A 15,900-nucleotide genomic window follows, 5' to 3' on the forward strand; every position below is an offset into this window, starting at 1 on the left:
GATCCTTCTATCCGTCTTACTAATTGCGCCGCCAGCGGCTAACATAGCCACCTCTGCATGATGAGGACGTAGTGAAATGAAGGATGGGATAATGGAAATCTTTACAGCGATCACCCTGCAGGCAGGTACGGCCTGATGCGTTTGTTCATTGCGGAAAAACCCAGCCTTGCCCGCGCCATTGCGGATGTCCTGCCAAAACCTCATCGCCGCGGCGACGGGTATATTGCCTGCGGCAACGATCAGGTTGTTACCTGGTGCGTCGGCCACTTACTCGAACAGGCTCAGCCCGACGCTTACGACAGCCGTTTTGCGCGCTGGTCGCTGGCAGATTTACCTATTATTCCTGAAAAGTGGCAGCTTCAGCCGCGTTCTTCCGTCGCCAAACAACTTAATGTCATTAAACGCCTGTTGCTCGAGGCGACGCAGGTCGTCCACGCCGGTGACCCGGATCGCGAAGGGCAGTTGCTGGTGGATGAAGTGCTGGATTATCTGGAACTGACGCCGGAAAAACGTCACGCGACCCAGCGCTGTCTGATAAACGATCTCAACCCGCAGGCCGTCGAACGTGCCATTGACCGCCTGCGTGACAACCGCGATTTTATTCCACTGTGCGTTTCTGCGCTGGCCCGTGCCCGCGCGGACTGGCTTTACGGCATCAACATGACCCGCGCTTATACCATTCTTGGCCGCAACGCGGGCTATAACGGCGTGCTGTCCGTCGGGCGTGTGCAAACGCCGGTTCTCGGGCTGGTGGTGCGCCGCGACGAAGACATCGAAAACTTCGTGCCGAAAGATTTCTTTGAAGTGAAAGCGCATATCGTCACGCCTGCCGACGAGCGTTTTATAGCGCTGTGGCAGCCGAGCGATTCCTGCGAGCCGTATCAGGATGAAGAAGGGCGTTTGTTGCATCGTCCGCTGGCCGACCACGTGGTGGCGCGTATTGCCGGACAACCAGCGATGGTCACCGGCTATAATGATAAACGTGAGAATGACATTGCTCCGCTGCCGTTTTCGCTTTCTACATTGCAGATTGAAGGTTCGAAAGCCTTTGGTCTGAGTGCTCAGCAAATTCTTGATATCTGTCAGAAATTGTATGAAACGCACAAATTGATTACGTATCCTCGTTCGGATAGCCGATATCTACCAGAGGAGCATTTTGCCGGTCGTCATTCTGTCATCAACGCCATCGGCGTTCACCGGCCGGATCTGATGCCGCAACCCGTGGTGGATACCGATATACGCAACCGGTGCTGGGACGACAAAAAGGTTGATGCTCACCATGCGATTATCCCGACTGCGCGCAGCAATAACGTGAATCTGACCGAAGACGAACGCAAAATTTACGGTCTGGTGGCACGTCAGTATCTGATGCAGTTTTGCCCGGATGCGGTGTATCGCAAATGCGTTATCGATCTGGATATCGCGGGCGGAAAGTTTATCGCCAAGGCGCGTTTCCTGGCGGAAGCGGGCTGGCGTACTTTGCTGGGCAGTAAAGAACGCGACGAAGAAAACGAAGGCACGCCGCTGCCGGTGGTCGCCAAAGGTGACGAACTGTTATGCGAGCGCGGAGAAGTGGTTGAGCGACAAACTCAGCCACCACGACCGTTTACCGATGCCACACTGCTTTCTGCCATGACCGGGATCGCGCGTTTTGTGCAGGATAAGGAACTGAAAAAAATCCTGCGTGCGACGGACGGTTTGGGCACAGAAGCCACGCGTGCCGGGATTATTGAGCTGCTGTTCCGTCGTGAGTTTTTATACAAGAAAGGGCGCTATATTCATTCCAGCGATACCGGGCGCGCACTGATCCACTCGCTGCCGGATATTGCAGGGCGGCCAGATATGACCGCTGACTGGGAATCAACGCTGACGCGTATCAGTGAAAAGAGCTGCCGTTATCAGGATTTCATGCAACCGCTGGTCGCGACGTTGCAGAATCTCATCATGCAGGCCAAAACAAACCGGGTGTCTTCGGCATTCCGCAGTCTGCCTTCCAAACCGGCGGCCGCTGCGGCGAAAGGCAAAAGCGCCCCCAAACGCCGTAAAGCGAGCACTAAAGGGAAGGAAGCAAACAGTGATGAATAATGTACTGGTGAGAAATGTGCTGATGGTGTTACTGGCCGGTTCCGCGCTGCTGTCTGCACCGGCGATGGCAAACCGCAGTAATATCGGTAACGGCGCAGATGTCGTGGTGCCGCTGCCGCCGCAAATCTGGGAAAACAGCGGCAGCAACAACAATAACAGTGCGCCGACCTGCCATAACTGCTGCATCTACAATAACCAGAGTTACAGCGAAGGCGCGGTAGTGACGGCGGACAGCGTAGTGTTGCAATGTTCACGCGACCCGAATGTGGTTGGTACCAATGCACTCAAATGGGAAGTGTTGAGGAAATAAGACTTTCTTAAAGCTCTTGATTTTCTCAAGACCTCTGATTTTCTCAAGGCTTCTGATTTCTCGATACTTCTGATAAAGAAAAGGCGCGGACTGTTTCCAGTTTCGCGCCTTTTTGTTTGAAGGGTTGATACAGTTACACGGCGAATTTCGCCAGATACGCCTCGATCAACGGAATATCCGCAGGTGCCAGATCAAACGACAGCACGTCGTCGGGCGCAACCCAGCAGATTCCAGAGTGACACTGTAACGTAATCGTCCCCGTAAATCCGCTGACCCGCCAGCCGTGCAAACGAATCAGCCTGGCGGGTTGCTGTAATTCGCTGGTGGCGATGAATTCTTCCACCGTGGCCTTGATACCCAATTCTTCCTGCAACTCGCGCACTAGAGCAGAAGGCTGACTTTCTCCGGCTTCCACTTTCCCGCCGGGGAATTCCCATAAACCAGCCTGATCGCTGGACGCATCCCGACGGGCGAGCAGCAATTTGCCCTCGCACTCAATCAGGGCGGCGACCACGTCAATCATCTTCATGGTCATTATTTCAGGTCAAACGTCGCCCAGATTGGCGCATGGTCAGACGGCTTTTCCATGCCGCGAATGTTGTAATCGATGCCAGTCTCAGTGCAACGTGCCGCCAGCGGCGTACTTGCCATGATAAGGTCAATACGCAGACCACGGTTCTCATCGAAGCCGCGTGAACGGTAATCAAACCATGAGAATTTATCGGCAGTTTCAGGGTTCGCGGCGCGGAAAGTGTCAATCAGACCCCAGCCTTTCAGGCGATCCATCCATTCACGTTCTTCCGGCAGGAAAGAACATTTGCCGGTGCGCAGCCAGCGTTTACGGCTGTCTTCACCGATACCGATATCCAGATCGGTCGGGCTGATATTCACGTCACCCATCACCACTACCGGATTATTCACGGACAAACTGGTGGTCAGGTAATCCTGCAAATCGCGATAAAACTTCTCTTTGGCCGGGAACTTGGTCGGATGGTCGCGGCTTTCGCCCTGCGGGAAGTAACCGTTGATCACGGTCAGAATGCCCTGTGGCGTTTCGATGTCGGTCATGATGATACGGCGCTGAGACTCTTCGTCATCACCCGGGAAACCACGGCGTACAGCCACCGGTTCCTGCTTCGTCAGCATGGCAACGCCGTAATGGCCTTTCTGGCCGTGATAAAACACGTGATAACCGTACTGACTGACATCTTCAAGCGGGAACATGTCGTCATGGACTTTGGTTTCCTGCAAACCGATCACGTCAGGCTGGTGTTGTTCGATAATTGCCGCAAGCTGATGCGGGCGGGCGCGCAATCCATTGATATTAAAGGAGACGAACTTCATAGTCGGGAACCATTTGGCGATGAAATCAGAAGCGCGATAGTAGCAGAAAAAGGGCGTAATGGCGAAATCGCGATGAATGACAATCAGGTTTCAACAGCCAGAATAAACGTCTGTAAAAGCACAACGTCTGCCTGAAATTTATGGCAAATGGATTTCATTCGGAGAATTATTTTGTCAACTTTTCGTGACAGTCTCTTCTTCCCGTGTACATGAAAGAGTATTATGCCTGTAGCGATTTCCGCACCGGCAGAAAAAGGTCAACACTGATGCGTCTGGAAGTTTTTTGCGAAGACCGCCTGGGTCTCACCCGTGAACTCCTCGATTTACTGGTTTTACGCAGTATTGATTTACGTGGTATCGAGATTGCCTCGATTGGCCGCATTTACCTGAATTTTTCCCAACTGGATTTTGACACTTTTCGCGCCCTGATGGCTGAAATCCGCCGTATCGAAGGCGTGACGGATGTCCGCACCGTCACGTTCATGCCTTCTGAACGCGAGCATCGGGCATTACGCGCTTTACTGGTTTCCATGCCGGAACCGGTTTTTTCCATTGATATGAAAGGCAAAATCGAGCAGGCCAACCCGGCTGCGATGGCCTTATTTGAACTCGATGAAGATAAAATCCGCAACGTGACGGCGGCTAGCCTGATCACCGGTTACAACGTCACGCGCTGGCTGGAAAGCGAAAATGCACAGCCGCACTCAGAGCGTATTGTGATCCGCAGCCAGGATTTCCTGATGGATCTGACGCCTATCCACGTAGACGATGAAGACGGTAAAGGTGGCATTGCCGGTGCCGTGGTGATGCTCAAATCGGCTGCCCGCATGGGCCGTCAGTTGCAGGACTTAACGGTTAACGACGACAGCGAATTCGACCACATCGTCGCCGTCAGCACCAAAATGCGTCACGTACTGGATCAGGCGCGCAAACTCGCGATGCTGGACGCGCCGCTGCTGATTGTCGGCGATACCGGCACCGGCAAGGATTTACTGGCTCATGCCTGCCATGTGCGCAGCGCACGCGGCAAAAAGCCGTTCCTTGGCCTTAACTGTGCGTCGCTGCCAGATGACGTGGTGGAAAGCGAATTGTTTGGCTATGCCGCCGGTGCCTATCCGAATGCGCTGGAAGGTAAAAAAGGCTTCTTCGAGCAGGCCAATGGCGGTTCGGTGCTGCTGGATGAAATTGGTGAAATGTCACCGAGAATGCAGATTAAACTGCTGCGTTTCCTCAATGACGGCACGTTTCGTCGTGTGGGCGAAGAGCATGAAGTGAAAGTAGATGTTCGCGTGATGTGCGCCACCCAGAAAAACCTGGTGGAACTGGTGCAGCGTGGCGAATTCAGGGAGGATTTGTATTACCGCCTGAACGTGCTGAGCCTGACGCTGCCGCCGCTGCGCGAGCGTCCAGCCGATGTGATGCCTCTGACCGAACTGTTTGTGGCGCGTTTCTCCGATGAACAGGGAATGCCGCGGCCAAAACTGTCGTCACAGCTGGCGAATTACCTGACGCATTACGGCTGGCCGGGCAACGTCCGTCAGCTCAAAAATGCGATTTACCGCGCACTGACACAGCTGGAAGGTGGCGAGCTGCGACCGCAGGATATCGTTCTGCCGGACTTTGACGCAGAAGTGACGATTGGTGAAGAAGCGCTGAACGGTTCACTCGACGATATCAGCAAACGTTTCGAACGTTCCGTGCTGACCCGCCTTTACCGCACTTATCCGAGTACGCGTAAACTGGCGAAGCGTCTGGGCGTATCGCATACGGCCATCGCTAATAAACTGCGGGAATACGGGCTCAGCAGCCGTCGCGGTGAAACGGGCGAAAGCGAAGAGTAATTTTCTTCTCAGAAACTGCGCCCAATAAAAAAGCAACGGATAGCGCCGTTGCTTTTTTTTCATCTGTTGCCTGTGAAAGCAGAAATTACTTCAGCACAGCCAGCGCAGATTCATAATCAGGTTCAGTGGTGATTTCGTTCACCAGTTCGCTGTACAGCACGTTGTCCTGACCATCCAGAACCACAACCGCACGGGCAGTCAGACCAGACAATGCGCCATCGGTGATGCCCACGCCGTAGTCAGATTTGAAATCACCGCCACGCAGGGTAGACAGCGTAACAACGTTAGACAGACCTTCTGCACCGCAGAAACGTGACTGCGCGAATGGCAGATCAGAAGAGATGCACAGCACGACTGTGTTCTCAATTTCACCCGCCAGCTGGTTGAATTTACGCACGGAGGTGGCGCAGACGCCGGTATCAATGCTTGGGAAAATGTTCAGGACTTTACGTTTGCCTGCGAAGCTGCTCAGGCTGACATCAGAAAGGTCTTTTGCGACCAGGCTGAAAGGCTTGGCGACGTCACCTTTTTGTGGGATTTTGCCCGCAACGGTTACCGGGTTGCTCTGAAAGTGTACTGTCTGGGTCATGATTATTTCCTATGTCCATTGGAGTCAAACGGCTTTCAGTTTAGGGTAACAATGCTATGTTGGATATAGAATATTTGTTAATTACTTGTATCTATTGATTGTATCCCACAAGGCGCATTTCACTATTGGAGACGCTATGAGAAGTGTTCGCTTTTATCCGGAAGCCTGGCCGTTACATACGCCATTTGTGATCTCCCGCGGAACCCGCACCGAAGCCCGCGTTGTGGCAGTTGAAATCGAAGAAAATGGCATTCGCGGGATTGGCGAGTGCACGCCATATCCGCGATATGACGAAAGCGAAAGCTCCGTGATGGCACAAATCGCCAGCGTGATAACAGCCATTGAGCGGGGTGCCAGTCGCGAACAGCTGCAGCATCTGTTGCCAGCGGGCGCTGCGAGAAACGCGCTCGACTGCGCGCTGTGGAATCTGGAATCTCAGACCCGCGGCCTGAATTTATGGCAACTGACTGCTACCGAACCCCTGGCTTCAATCAGCATGGCGCAGACTGTGAGCATTGGCACGCCGGAAGCGATGGCACAAGCCGCGCTGGCGCTGCAAAAGCAGGGCGCCACATTGCTGAAAATAAAACTCGACGATCGTCTGATCGCCGAACGGCTGGTGGCTGTTCGCGCCGCCGTTCCGAATGCTTCGCTGATTGTCGATGCCAACGAAGCCTGGCAAAGCGACGGACTGGCGGCGCGTTGTCAGCTGCTGGCCGATCTGGGCATTCTGATGCTCGAACAGCCACTTCCGGCAGGTGAAGATTCCGCGCTGGAAAACTTCATCCATCCTCTGCCGATTTGTGCTGACGAAAGCTGCCATACCGTGGAGGGTTTGCCTGCCCTGAAAAATCGTTATGACATGATCAACATTAAGCTGGACAAAACGGGCGGTCTGACTGGCGCACTTCAGCTGGCGCAGGCGGCGCGTGAAACGGGATTCGATATTATGCTTGGCTGCATGTTGTGCACTTCGCGCGCGATTCGCGCGGCACTTCCGCTGACCGCCGGCGCAAAATTTGTCGATCTCGATGGCCCGACCTGGCTGGCGCAGGATGTCGAACCCGCACTGAAGTTTCATTGCGGCGGCATTGATATTGCCGGTTCTGCCTGAATTTTATCCCCAGATAATGCGGTTTTGTGCGCGAAGGCAAATCTGTAATGATTTCTTATAGGGGATTACGGCAGGTAATGATAAAACTCCTGAATGTTTCAGGGCGCAGCCCTTTGTCCGTTCAGGAGAATTTATGCCGCAGGGAAAATCATTTCCGCTTTTATCTTATTCCGTATGCGCTGCGCTGGTGGCGCTGACTTTCGGTCAGGCTAACGCCGCTCAGGTTCCCGCCGGTACCCAACTCGCCGCAAAACAGGAAATTGTCCGTCACATTAAAGACGAACCCGCGTCGCTTGATCCTGCGAAAGTGGTGGGTTTACCTGAGGCACAGGTCGCCCGCGATTTGTTCGAAGGGCTGGTGAATCAGGACGCGACCGGTAAAAGTATTCCGGGCGTCGCCGAAAGCTGGCAAAACCAGAACAACCAGGTTTTCCTTTTCACCCTGCGCAAAGATGCCAAATGGTCGAACGGTGATCCGGTCACGGCGCAGGATTTCGTCTACAGCTGGCAGCGTCTGGTCGATCCTAAAGGTTCCGCGACTGGTGCCTGGTTCGCTGCGCTGGCCGGAATTTCTAACGCCGATGCCATCATCGCCGGAAAAATGCCGGTGGATAAACTGGGCGTGACCGCCGTCAGCCCGACGCTTTTACGTGTCACGCTGGATAAACCCGTACCATATTTTGTCAGCCTGCTGGCGAACTTCAGCCTGTTCCCTGTGCATAAAGCTACGGTAGAAAAGTTTGGCGATGACTGGACTAAACCGGGCAATCTGGTCGGTAACGGCGCGTATGTGCTGAAAGACCGCGTGGTGAACGAAAAACTGGTGCTTGAGCCCAATCCGCATTACTGGGATCACGCGCACACCGTGCTGACCAAAGTCACTTTCGTGCCAATCAACAAAGAGTCCAACGCCACTAAGCGTTATCTGGCCAACGATATTGATATCACCGAATCCTTCCCAAAAGACCAGTACAAAAAGCTGATGCATGATTTACCGGGCCAGGTTTACACGCCATATCAGCTCGGCACTTACTATTACGCTTTCAACACGAAGCGCGCACCGACAGACGACGCGCGCGTTCGCAAGGCGCTTTCCCTGAGTATTGACCGTAAAATCATCGCGGAAAAAGTACTGGGCACCGGCGAAAAACCGGCGTGGCGTTTTACCCCCGACGTCACCAGTGGTTTCAAACCGGCGGAAAGCGAGCTGCAACAGTATTCACAGGAAGAGCTGAATGCACAGGCAAAAAGCCTGCTGGCGGCGGCAGGTTATGGCCCGTCAAAACCGTTGCATCTGACGCTGCTGTACAACACGTCTGAAAGCCATCAGAAGATTGCCATCGCCGTCGCATCAATGTGGAAAAAGACGCTGGGTGCGGACGTGAAGCTGGTGAATCAGGAATGGAAAACGTATATCGACAGCCGTAATACCGGCAATTTTGATGTCATTCGCGCTTCCTGGGTCGGAGATTACAACGAAGCCTCGACGTTTCTGTCGCTGCTGACCTCCACGCACAACGGCAATATCAGCAAATTCAGCAGTGCGGATTACGACAAAGTCATTGCCGATGCCAGCCGTGAAACCAGCGAAGCACGGCGCAATGATGATTACAATAAGGCCGAGCAGATCATCGCCACAGAAGCGCCGATTGCGCCGATTTATCAGTACACCAACGGGCGCCTGATCAAACCGTGGGTGAAAGGATACCCGATCACCAATCCGGAAGACGTCGCTTACAGTCAGGAAATGTACATCCTGAAGCACTGACAGATATCCGGAGTAGCTGATATTCGGGGTAAAAGTCAGGGTAAATTCCCGTTATAAAAAAGCGCCCGCTGCACATAACAGCGGGCGCTTTTATTTTTTCTGATTACTCAGCTTTTACGGCTGAACAGACGAACCAGTAACGCGGCACCCGCGGCGACGGTCGCCAGCAGGACCACGCCTGACCAGCCACCGGCTTCCAGTGCTTTACTGCCAAGTGCTGCGCCCGCTGACATACCGATAAACACCACGGTGAACAGCAGGGCGTTCAGTCTGCCGCGTGCCGCCGGTTCAAGGCCGTAGACCAGAGTCTGATGCGCAACCAGCGTGGCCTGAATACCTAAGTCAAAACCGACAGCGCTCAGCACAATCAGCGCCAGCTGGGCGTGTGGCGACAACAGAGGCAGCAGGAACATCGCTGCGAACGACACCATCACCAGCGCGGAACCCATCTGAGTCACCCGTGCCGGGCCTTTCTTATCGGCTAACGCACCGGCCAGCGGCGCCGCTAAAGCACCGGCAGCGCCCGCCAGTCCGAACGCACCGGCTACTGCGCTGCCCAGATGGAACTGTTCATTCAGCATAATCGCCAGTGTGGACCAGAAGGCACTGAACGCCACCGACAGCAAACCCTGAGCCAGTGCCGCATGGCGCAGCGTTTTGTAGTTCTTCCACAGGCCAAACATCGAATGCAACAAATCGGCATAACTGATGCGCGTATCCGGTGTGAAACGCGGCAGAACCCGCCACAGCGCCACGCCAGTCAGTGCCACGCTGAGTGCCGCCAGCTGATACATCACCCGCCAGCCAAAATACTCGGCGACAAAACCGCTCAACACCCGCGAGAGCAGGATCCCGACCAGCAGGCCGGTCATCACCGTACCGACGGTTTTACCGCGCTGCGCGGGTGGCGCAAGGTGTGCTGACGCCGGGACGATATCCTGCGCCATAGTTGCGCCAACGCCGGTGATCAGACTCGCTACCAGCAGCCCATGAATACCCGGTACAACCCCGCAAAGCAGCAGGGCGACAGCCAGCAAAATACTTTTCAGCAGGATAATCGTGCGGCGGTCATGACGGTCGCCCAGCGGAATGAGAAACAAAATGCCCAGCGCATAACCGGCTTGTGTCAGCGTAGGGATCAAACCGACCGATGTGGTACTGGCGTTCAGATTGCCACCCATGATCCCGAGCATCGGCTGACTGTAATAAATCGATGCAACGCTCAGTCCGGCACCGGCGGCCAGTGTAAATATGATCTTGCCGGAAAGTGCTGAGCCGCTAACGTCTGATGTACTGGTGAGTTCTGACATAACGTAATTTCCTGATGAATGGGTTCGTAAGGTGGTGCGCGCTGAAAGCATTCTTCACGGAACTGGTTATAAGTGGTAGCCTGCACAAAGGTAAAACAGTTATACGTGAGGCGTATGAGCATAACTATCCCAGCTACCGTCACCAGCGGCATTGATCGTATCGATCTGATGCAAACTTTCGTGCGCATTGTCGAAAGCGGCAGCCTTTCCGCCGCCGCCGTACAACTGAGCACCAGCCAGCCGACGGTCAGCCGCCGTTTGCAATCGCTCGAACGCCTGCTGGGCGCGAAGCTGATTCTGCGCACTACGCACGCCATGAAACTTACCGACGACGGTGAGCGCTGTTATGAACAGGCAAAACTGGTGCTGGAGCGCTGGGCGGCGCTGGAAGATCAACTGAGCGGTGCAGGGGATGAACCGGTCGGCATTTTGCGGGTACGTGCGCCGCACGCGTTCGGCCAGGATCAGCTTATCGCACCGTTAACCCGTTATTTGCAGCGTTATCCGAATCTTTCGGTGGACTGGATGCTCAATGACCGCACGCCGGATTTTATCGCCGAAGATATTGATTGTGCGATCCAGGTCGGGAATGTGCCGGATCCTTCTATGGTGGCCATCCTGCTGGCGGAAGTTCCGCGCATTGTGGTCGCGACGCCGGAATTATTACAGCAACATCCGGTCAGAGAGTTCAGTGAGCTAAAAGACTTACCCTGGATTTCCCTGAGTACTTTTTATCGTAATGACGTGACGTTGCGTCGTGATAACGACGGGCACATGGAAAGTTGTCCCATCGTGCCGCGTCTGGCGACGGACAGTTTATATGCCGTGCGTAAGGCCGCGCTATCCGGACTGGGGGCGGGTATTGTTTCCGCATGGGTGGTGAAAGAAGACCTTGAAGCAGGGCGTTTGCAGCGCGTTTTGCCCGGCTGGAACGCATTGCCATTGCCGGTGTATCTGGTGTATCCGTATTCCAGCTATTATCCGGCCCGGTTACGTAAATTTCTTGAAATGATGCGCAGTGTGATGCCGGAACTGGCAGAAATGCAGGCACCGGGCGGTTAGAAATATTCTGCTATATCACGAAACACTAAACCTATTGGCCTTAACACTTTTTTCCAAATCTGGTGGCATGATCTTGCAATGTTTCAGGAGAGTGAATTTCACCTGAACTGACTTTTTGAATTTCAGTCACTTAACGCTAGACTTAAAAAGATAACGCAGAAAAAGCGAGGAATGTCGTGGAGGTTATTAAGGGAAAAGAATTACAGGTTTCAGATGCGGTCTACGCCTTGCAGATGGACGGTCAGGGCGGGGTGAGTAATATCAGTCCGCAGTGCGTCGCCAGCGAAGAAAAACCCTGCTGGCTGCATCTGGATTACACGCTGCCCGCCAGTGAGCAGTGGATTAACAACACGCCGGTGCTGCCCGATACCGTCCGTCAGGCGCTGGCCGGTGACAGCGTTCGTCCAAAAGTAGTGCGCGTGGGCGAAGGCACGTTAATCACCTTGCGCAGCATCAATCTCAATGCGGATTCGCGCCCCGATCAGCTGGTCACTATTCGCGTTTATCTCACCGATAAAATGATCGTCTCCACCCGTCACCGTAAGGTGTTTTCGATGGAGGAAATGCTTGGTGATATGAAATCCGGCAGCGGGCCTAAGAATACCGGACGCTGGCTGGTTGAGATTTGCGATGCGCTGACCGATCAGACCAGTAATTTTATCGAAGATTTGCACGATAAAATCATCGATATCGAAGATGACCTGATGGAACAGCAGGTGCCGGAGCGCGGTCAGATGGCGCTGCTGCGTAAACAACTGATCGTTTTGCGACGCTATATGGCGCCGCAACGCGATGTGTTTTCACGTCTGGCCAGTGAACGTCTGCCGTGGATGAATGACGATGACCGACGTCTGATGCAGGAAATCTCCGACCGTCTGGGGCGCGGGCTGGATGATCTTGATGCCAGCATTGCGCGCACGGCGGTGTTATCGGATGAAATCAGCTCACTGATGGCTGACTCCCTGAACCGCCGCACCTACACCATGTCTTTGCTGGCGATGGTTTTCCTGCCCGCGACATTCCTGACCGGCCTGTTTGGCGTTAACTTAGGCGGCATTCCGGGGAACACGTCACCCTTTGGTTTCGGGATTTTCTGCGCCTGTCTGGTGGCATTGGGCGGTGGCGTAGCGTTGTGGATGAAGAAAAGTCGCTGGTTATAACGCGCTCACTGGCTGCAAAAAAGCAAAAAAAAGCCGGTCATAAGACCGGCGTCGTTCGAATTAAATTTTGCTATGCATTAATTCTAAAAATTTGGAAATAAGACAATATGGAGCACAACGCCCATCGCTTGACGTTGCATTCACCTGCGAAATAGATATTGCACTGATTCCGCGATTCTAATGTTGATTTCGCTCAATCTTTTTGAGGTTTCTCCTCTGTGAAGGGCATCATCAGGCACTTTCGCCGGATTGCGCTCACTTTGGGACAAAACAGGAGTTTGCTTTGCATACCCGGGAAATGATCCAAAAGGCATATCAAAATACCAACAGTAAAACGCTGACTATATGGAATGAGCATCCGGAAACGGGCGCGGTGAGAACGGAACCTTTTTATCATCCGCACCGTCTGGCTATCACCAGCGGCAACCGCGCAGGCCCGTCGATGAGCGGATTACTGGCGGATATCACAGCGGCGGCGCAGGGCGATGTGTTAGCGGATGTCGCACCGCCGGACGGTATGCATTTTACTTTTTTTGCTGTGACGCAGGCGCTCTACGACCGCCCTGAAGATGCGGAAAATGCTGTCGAACTGACTGAGATTTTCAATCAGTATTGTCGTGGACATATTATGCGTATCAGCGATTTGCGACTGATTGCATTGCCGGATCAGTTGCTGCTGGCGGGATTTCCGGATGAGGAAAGTTTGCGAGTCCGTCAGTCCTTGGTGGAACACCTTCTCAGCACGCAATGGGCGGATAAAATACGTGAGCGGTTCCCGAATACCGAGATCCCCCAAATCTTCTGGCACAGCACGCTGATGCGATACGGTGCGCAATATTTGCCGTCGTCTTTGCGGGAGTTCTTCCTGCAAAACCAGAATAAAAACTTCGGTTCACTCAGTTTGCCGGTGAAACTGGTCATGACCAACTACAACTGGACTGACACTTTCACGCTGGCCTGAAAACCTGAAGCTCTGGTCTTAAAACCTGAAAATAGAAAAGCCCGCTTTTAAGCGGGCTTACGAGAGGCAAAGCGCAGACGTGGAAATTATTTAATTTCTAACACATTCAGACGCTCAACCGGCGCAACGGTTTCATCGTCCTCCGGCTGCCAGCCGACAGGCTGCATCGGAATATCTTCGCGATCGAAGGCCAGATCCCCACCGTCAATCACTTCACCACCGTGTTTAATCCCTTTGAAATCAAAAAGATTCATATCATTGAGATGGGAAGGCACCACGTTTTGCATCGCGCTGAACATGGTTTCGATGCGTCCCGGATATTTTTTATCCCAGTCTTTAAGCATGTCGCCGATAACCTGACGTTGCAGGTTTGGCTGCGAACCGCACAGGTTACATGGGATAATCGGGTACTCGCGCGCAATCGCGAAACGCTCGATATCTTTCTCGCGGCAGTACGCCAGCGGGCGGATCACGATGTGCTTGCCGTCATCACTCATCAGTTTTGGTGGCATGCCTTTCAGCTTGCCGCCATAGAACATATTGAGGAACAGAGTTTGCAGAATGTCATCGCGGTGATGGCCGAGTGCAATTTTGGTACAGCCCAGTTCGGTGGCGGTGCGGTACAAAATCCCGCGACGCAGACGTGAGCACAGAGAACAGGTGGTTTTGCCTTCCGGAATTTTATCTTTAACGATGGAATAGGTGTCTTCGGTGACAATCTTGTATTCCACGCCCAGAGTTTCCAGATACTCCGGCAGGATGTGCGCCGGGAAGCCAGGCTGCTTCTGATCCAGATTAACCGCGATAAGTGAGAAGTTCACCGGTGCGCTTTGTTGCAGATTGCGCAAAATTTCCAGCATGGTGTAGCTGTCCTTCCCGCCGGAAAGACACACCATAATGCGATCGCCTTCTTCGATCATGCCGAAATCGGCGATCGCTTTCCCCACGTCACGACGCAGGCGCTTTTGCAGCTTATTGAGGTTGTACTGCTCTTTCTTGTTAACTGACTGAGTATCTGACATTTTTTGATGTTCAATTCGTCTGGTGGCGAAGCAGGGAAACCTGCCACGCGAGTTTCTTGTTCAGCATGCCGGTCGGGTCGCGTTCATGCTCCCGCTGGCCGATGATAAAAGGCGGTTTCGCTCCCGCAGTCAGCATCCGGCACGCGTACGTGTGGCGCGTATGATACGGATTAAGACGCAAAAAGTCAGCGCGTTTTATTGCAGCATTCCAGCGTGCTCCGACGGGGAAAGTGAGTACCAGGGTTTTTGCTCTTCTTTCGCCGGGCGCGGCATGAAAAGAAAGTGCAGATTTTGTGTTTCAGTCAGCCCATATTCACGATGGAAAAATATTATGTTGTAGCGGTCGATGGGGATGTCATCAATGCCGCTGGCGAATTCTTTATCTGGCGCCAGAACTTCGATGTAATTCGAGCGGGGTTCGTACTGCATGAAGCGTTGACGTATAAAATTCCCTCTGTTGCGAGATTTTAAGTATAGACATAGCGATTAACGTGACGGGACATATTGCCTGCTTATTAATGCAGCAGTATTTTAAAGCACTTCTAATCAAAAGGATATTGAGAATGGATACTACCGAAACTCTCAACGGCACGTACTTCTATCACGGGCATGACAACGTGAGTAAAGAGGAACTGTTTTGGCTTATATTCATTGAGTCTTTTGCAGATCATACCGGAATGGCGGTTGAAACAGTTGCAACCATCATCGCAGGTCAGCCTATTTTGCCTAAACGGCAAGTATTAGGAGCAAAAGGTAACAAGACAAGCATAGCGTCAAAGATGGCAAGGCGGATTTTCAAAAATGCACGCTTACCCAATGGAATGCGCATTGAAACAATGGTACTCGGGGAGGCTCGCCCTACAAACAAAGTCGGGGCCGTCGTCGGTCGCGCCGTTCCCTATTTGGGTTACGCCCAGGCAGTAATAATGATGGCTCTTGTGTCGAAAGACACTCGTAATAAATACAACCTTATTGCCAGACCTGAGCACCGTATAGCATGGACTTATTTCTGATGGAAATTGATGATAACGAAATTCTCGCGTATATCACTGAAACTTATAGCGAGCGTAAACAGCCAGTTAGCAAAGACTGGACTTTTAGAGAGCATTTTTACTTTGTACCTGAAGAATTAGAAGAGATGCTTATAGACTTGTTTACCCGATACAACATCAAGTATGACAATTTTAATATTGATGATTATTTCATGCCGGAGTTTGCCTGGTGGCAATTTAAGCTCAGAAAAGAATGGCGTGACCGCAAGTTTAAGACGCTTACGGTGGACATGATCATTGAGTCTGCCAAGGCTGGTAGATGGCTTTACGATTAAGGGGCTC

15 protein-coding genes and 1 pseudogene are annotated in these 15,900 nt (G+C 53.0%); 10 read left to right on the top strand and 6 right to left on the bottom strand.

The genetic code is table 11. The annotated features are described in order from the left end of the window. Positions 1–135 precede the first annotated feature (135 nt). Positions 136–2,085, top strand: coding sequence for a DNA topoisomerase III (locus EC840_RS03555; RefSeq protein WP_165929002.1), 1,950 nt, complete (start codon positions 136–138; stop codon positions 2,083–2,085). Then, positions 2,078–2,395: a DUF1496 domain-containing protein gene (locus EC840_RS03560; RefSeq protein ID WP_112288475.1), complete on the top strand. Its 318-nt coding sequence runs from the start codon at positions 2,078–2,080 to the stop codon at positions 2,393–2,395. Before EC840_RS03555 ends, EC840_RS03560 begins: the two co-directional genes overlap by 8 nt. A gap of 133 nt (positions 2,396–2,528) precedes the next feature. Here EC840_RS03560 and EC840_RS03565 read toward each other — a convergent pair whose 3' ends face one another. Both EC840_RS03565 and xthA read right to left on the bottom strand, forming a co-directional pair. Beyond that, entirely contained in the window at positions 2,529–2,930 is a 402-nt protein-coding gene (locus EC840_RS03565; RefSeq protein ID WP_132963996.1) for a pyrimidine (deoxy)nucleoside triphosphate diphosphatase, read from the bottom strand. Continuing rightward, positions 2,930–3,739 (bottom strand): exodeoxyribonuclease III, encoded by an 810-nt coding sequence (gene xthA / locus EC840_RS03570; protein WP_132963997.1) that lies wholly within the window; start codon positions 3,737–3,739, stop codon positions 2,930–2,932. Before xthA ends, EC840_RS03565 begins: the two co-directional genes overlap by 1 nt. A 266-nt stretch (positions 3,740–4,005) precedes the next feature. Here xthA and tyrR point away from each other — a divergent pair, with 266 nt between their 5' ends. Beyond that, positions 4,006–5,580 carry a transcriptional regulator TyrR gene (gene tyrR / locus EC840_RS03575; RefSeq protein WP_129638169.1) on the top strand — a complete coding sequence of 525 codons (1,575 nt, stop codon included), beginning with the start codon at positions 4,006–4,008 and terminating at the stop codon, positions 5,578–5,580. Between the two features lie 85 nt (positions 5,581–5,665). Here tyrR and tpx read toward each other — a convergent pair whose 3' ends face one another. Continuing rightward, positions 5,666–6,169 (bottom strand): thiol peroxidase, encoded by a 504-nt coding sequence (tpx, locus tag EC840_RS03580; protein WP_120162862.1) that lies wholly within the window; start codon positions 6,167–6,169, stop codon positions 5,666–5,668. Between the two features lie 136 nt (positions 6,170–6,305). Between tpx and ycjG the strand changes: the two genes are divergently transcribed. After that, on the top strand, positions 6,306–7,283 hold the full coding sequence (gene ycjG, locus EC840_RS03585) for an L-Ala-D/L-Glu epimerase (protein WP_112288480.1): 978 nt from the start codon (positions 6,306–6,308) through the stop codon (positions 7,281–7,283). 133 nt (positions 7,284–7,416) lie between these two features. After that, positions 7,417–9,051 carry an ABC transporter substrate-binding protein gene (locus tag EC840_RS03590; protein ID WP_129638171.1) on the top strand — a complete coding sequence of 545 codons (1,635 nt, stop codon included), beginning with the start codon at positions 7,417–7,419 and terminating at the stop codon, positions 9,049–9,051. A 107-nt stretch (positions 9,052–9,158) separates the two neighbouring features. Here EC840_RS03590 and EC840_RS03595 read toward each other — a convergent pair whose 3' ends face one another. Further along, the gene (locus tag EC840_RS03595; RefSeq protein ID WP_132963998.1) at positions 9,159–10,361 is read right to left on the bottom strand and encodes an MFS transporter; all 1,203 of its coding nucleotides are present in this window, start codon (positions 10,359–10,361) and stop codon (positions 9,159–9,161) included. Positions 10,362–10,475: 114 nt separating this feature from the next. On the opposite strand from EC840_RS03595, the gene EC840_RS03600 reads away from it, so the two are divergent. The 3 genes from EC840_RS03600 to EC840_RS03610 all read left to right on the top strand — a co-directional run bounded on the left by EC840_RS03600 (position 10,476) and on the right by EC840_RS03610 (position 13,544). Continuing rightward, positions 10,476–11,423 carry a LysR family transcriptional regulator gene (locus EC840_RS03600; RefSeq protein WP_207914732.1) on the top strand — a complete coding sequence of 316 codons (948 nt, stop codon included), beginning with the start codon at positions 10,476–10,478 and terminating at the stop codon, positions 11,421–11,423. Between the two features lie 176 nt (positions 11,424–11,599). Beyond that, entirely contained in the window at positions 11,600–12,583 is a 984-nt protein-coding gene (zntB, locus tag EC840_RS03605; RefSeq protein WP_129638173.1) for a zinc transporter ZntB, read from the top strand. A gap of 283 nt (positions 12,584–12,866) precedes the next feature. Then, on the top strand, positions 12,867–13,544 hold the full coding sequence (locus EC840_RS03610) for a hypothetical protein (protein ID WP_132963999.1): 678 nt from the start codon (positions 12,867–12,869) through the stop codon (positions 13,542–13,544). A gap of 86 nt (positions 13,545–13,630) precedes the next feature. Here the strand turns inward: EC840_RS03610 and ttcA are convergent, their stop codons facing one another. Together ttcA and EC840_RS25440 are read right to left on the bottom strand one after the other, a co-directional pair. Beyond that, a complete protein-coding gene (gene ttcA, locus EC840_RS03615) occupies positions 13,631–14,566 on the bottom strand; it encodes a tRNA 2-thiocytidine(32) synthetase TtcA (RefSeq protein WP_132964000.1) in 936 nt (311 codons plus the stop codon). Between the two features lie 103 nt (positions 14,567–14,669). Continuing rightward, a pseudogene (locus tag EC840_RS25440) lies at positions 14,670–14,899 on the bottom strand (site-specific integrase); the annotation flags it as partial. 230 nt (positions 14,900–15,129) lie between these two features. Here EC840_RS25440 and EC840_RS03625 point away from each other — a divergent pair. Both EC840_RS03625 and EC840_RS03630 read left to right on the top strand, forming a co-directional pair. Continuing rightward, a complete protein-coding gene (locus tag EC840_RS03625; protein ID WP_112290105.1) occupies positions 15,130–15,579 on the top strand; it encodes an STM2901 family protein in 450 nt (149 codons plus the stop codon). After that, positions 15,579–15,893, top strand: coding sequence for a DUF1493 family protein (locus tag EC840_RS03630; RefSeq protein WP_112290107.1), 315 nt, complete (start codon positions 15,579–15,581; stop codon positions 15,891–15,893). Before EC840_RS03625 ends, EC840_RS03630 begins: the two co-directional genes overlap by 1 nt. Positions 15,894–15,900 lie beyond the last annotated feature (7 nt).

Source organism: Rahnella sp. JUb53 (assembly GCF_004346065.1).
GTDB classification, from domain to species: Bacteria; Pseudomonadota; Gammaproteobacteria; order Enterobacterales; family Enterobacteriaceae; genus Rahnella; species Rahnella variigena.

Bases quoted from the DNA above. Each gene is read 5' to 3' on its own strand.
- EC840_RS03555 (WP_165929002.1), top strand. From the start codon at position 136: ATGCGTTTGTTCATTGCGGAAAAACCCAGCCTTGCCCGCGCCATTGCG.
- EC840_RS03560 (WP_112288475.1), top strand. From the start codon at position 2,078: ATGAATAATGTACTGGTGAGAAATGTGCTGATGGTGTTACTGGCCGGT.
- EC840_RS03565 (WP_132963996.1), bottom strand. From the start codon at position 2,930: ATGACCATGAAGATGATTGACGTGGTCGCCGCCCTGATTGAGTGCGAG.
- xthA (WP_132963997.1), bottom strand. From the start codon at position 3,739: ATGAAGTTCGTCTCCTTTAATATCAATGGATTGCGCGCCCGCCCGCAT.
- tyrR (WP_129638169.1), top strand. From the start codon at position 4,006: ATGCGTCTGGAAGTTTTTTGCGAAGACCGCCTGGGTCTCACCCGTGAA.
- tpx (WP_120162862.1), bottom strand. From the start codon at position 6,169: ATGACCCAGACAGTACACTTTCAGAGCAACCCGGTAACCGTTGCGGGC.
- ycjG (WP_112288480.1), top strand. From the start codon at position 6,306: ATGAGAAGTGTTCGCTTTTATCCGGAAGCCTGGCCGTTACATACGCCA.
- EC840_RS03590 (WP_129638171.1), top strand. From the start codon at position 7,417: ATGCCGCAGGGAAAATCATTTCCGCTTTTATCTTATTCCGTATGCGCT.
- EC840_RS03595 (WP_132963998.1), bottom strand. From the start codon at position 10,361: ATGTCAGAACTCACCAGTACATCAGACGTTAGCGGCTCAGCACTTTCC.
- EC840_RS03600 (WP_207914732.1), top strand. From the start codon at position 10,476: ATGAGCATAACTATCCCAGCTACCGTCACCAGCGGCATTGATCGTATC.
- ttcA (WP_132964000.1), bottom strand. From the start codon at position 14,566: ATGTCAGATACTCAGTCAGTTAACAAGAAAGAGCAGTACAACCTCAAT.
- EC840_RS03625 (WP_112290105.1), top strand. From the start codon at position 15,130: ATGGATACTACCGAAACTCTCAACGGCACGTACTTCTATCACGGGCAT.
- EC840_RS03630 (WP_112290107.1), top strand. From the start codon at position 15,579: ATGGAAATTGATGATAACGAAATTCTCGCGTATATCACTGAAACTTAT.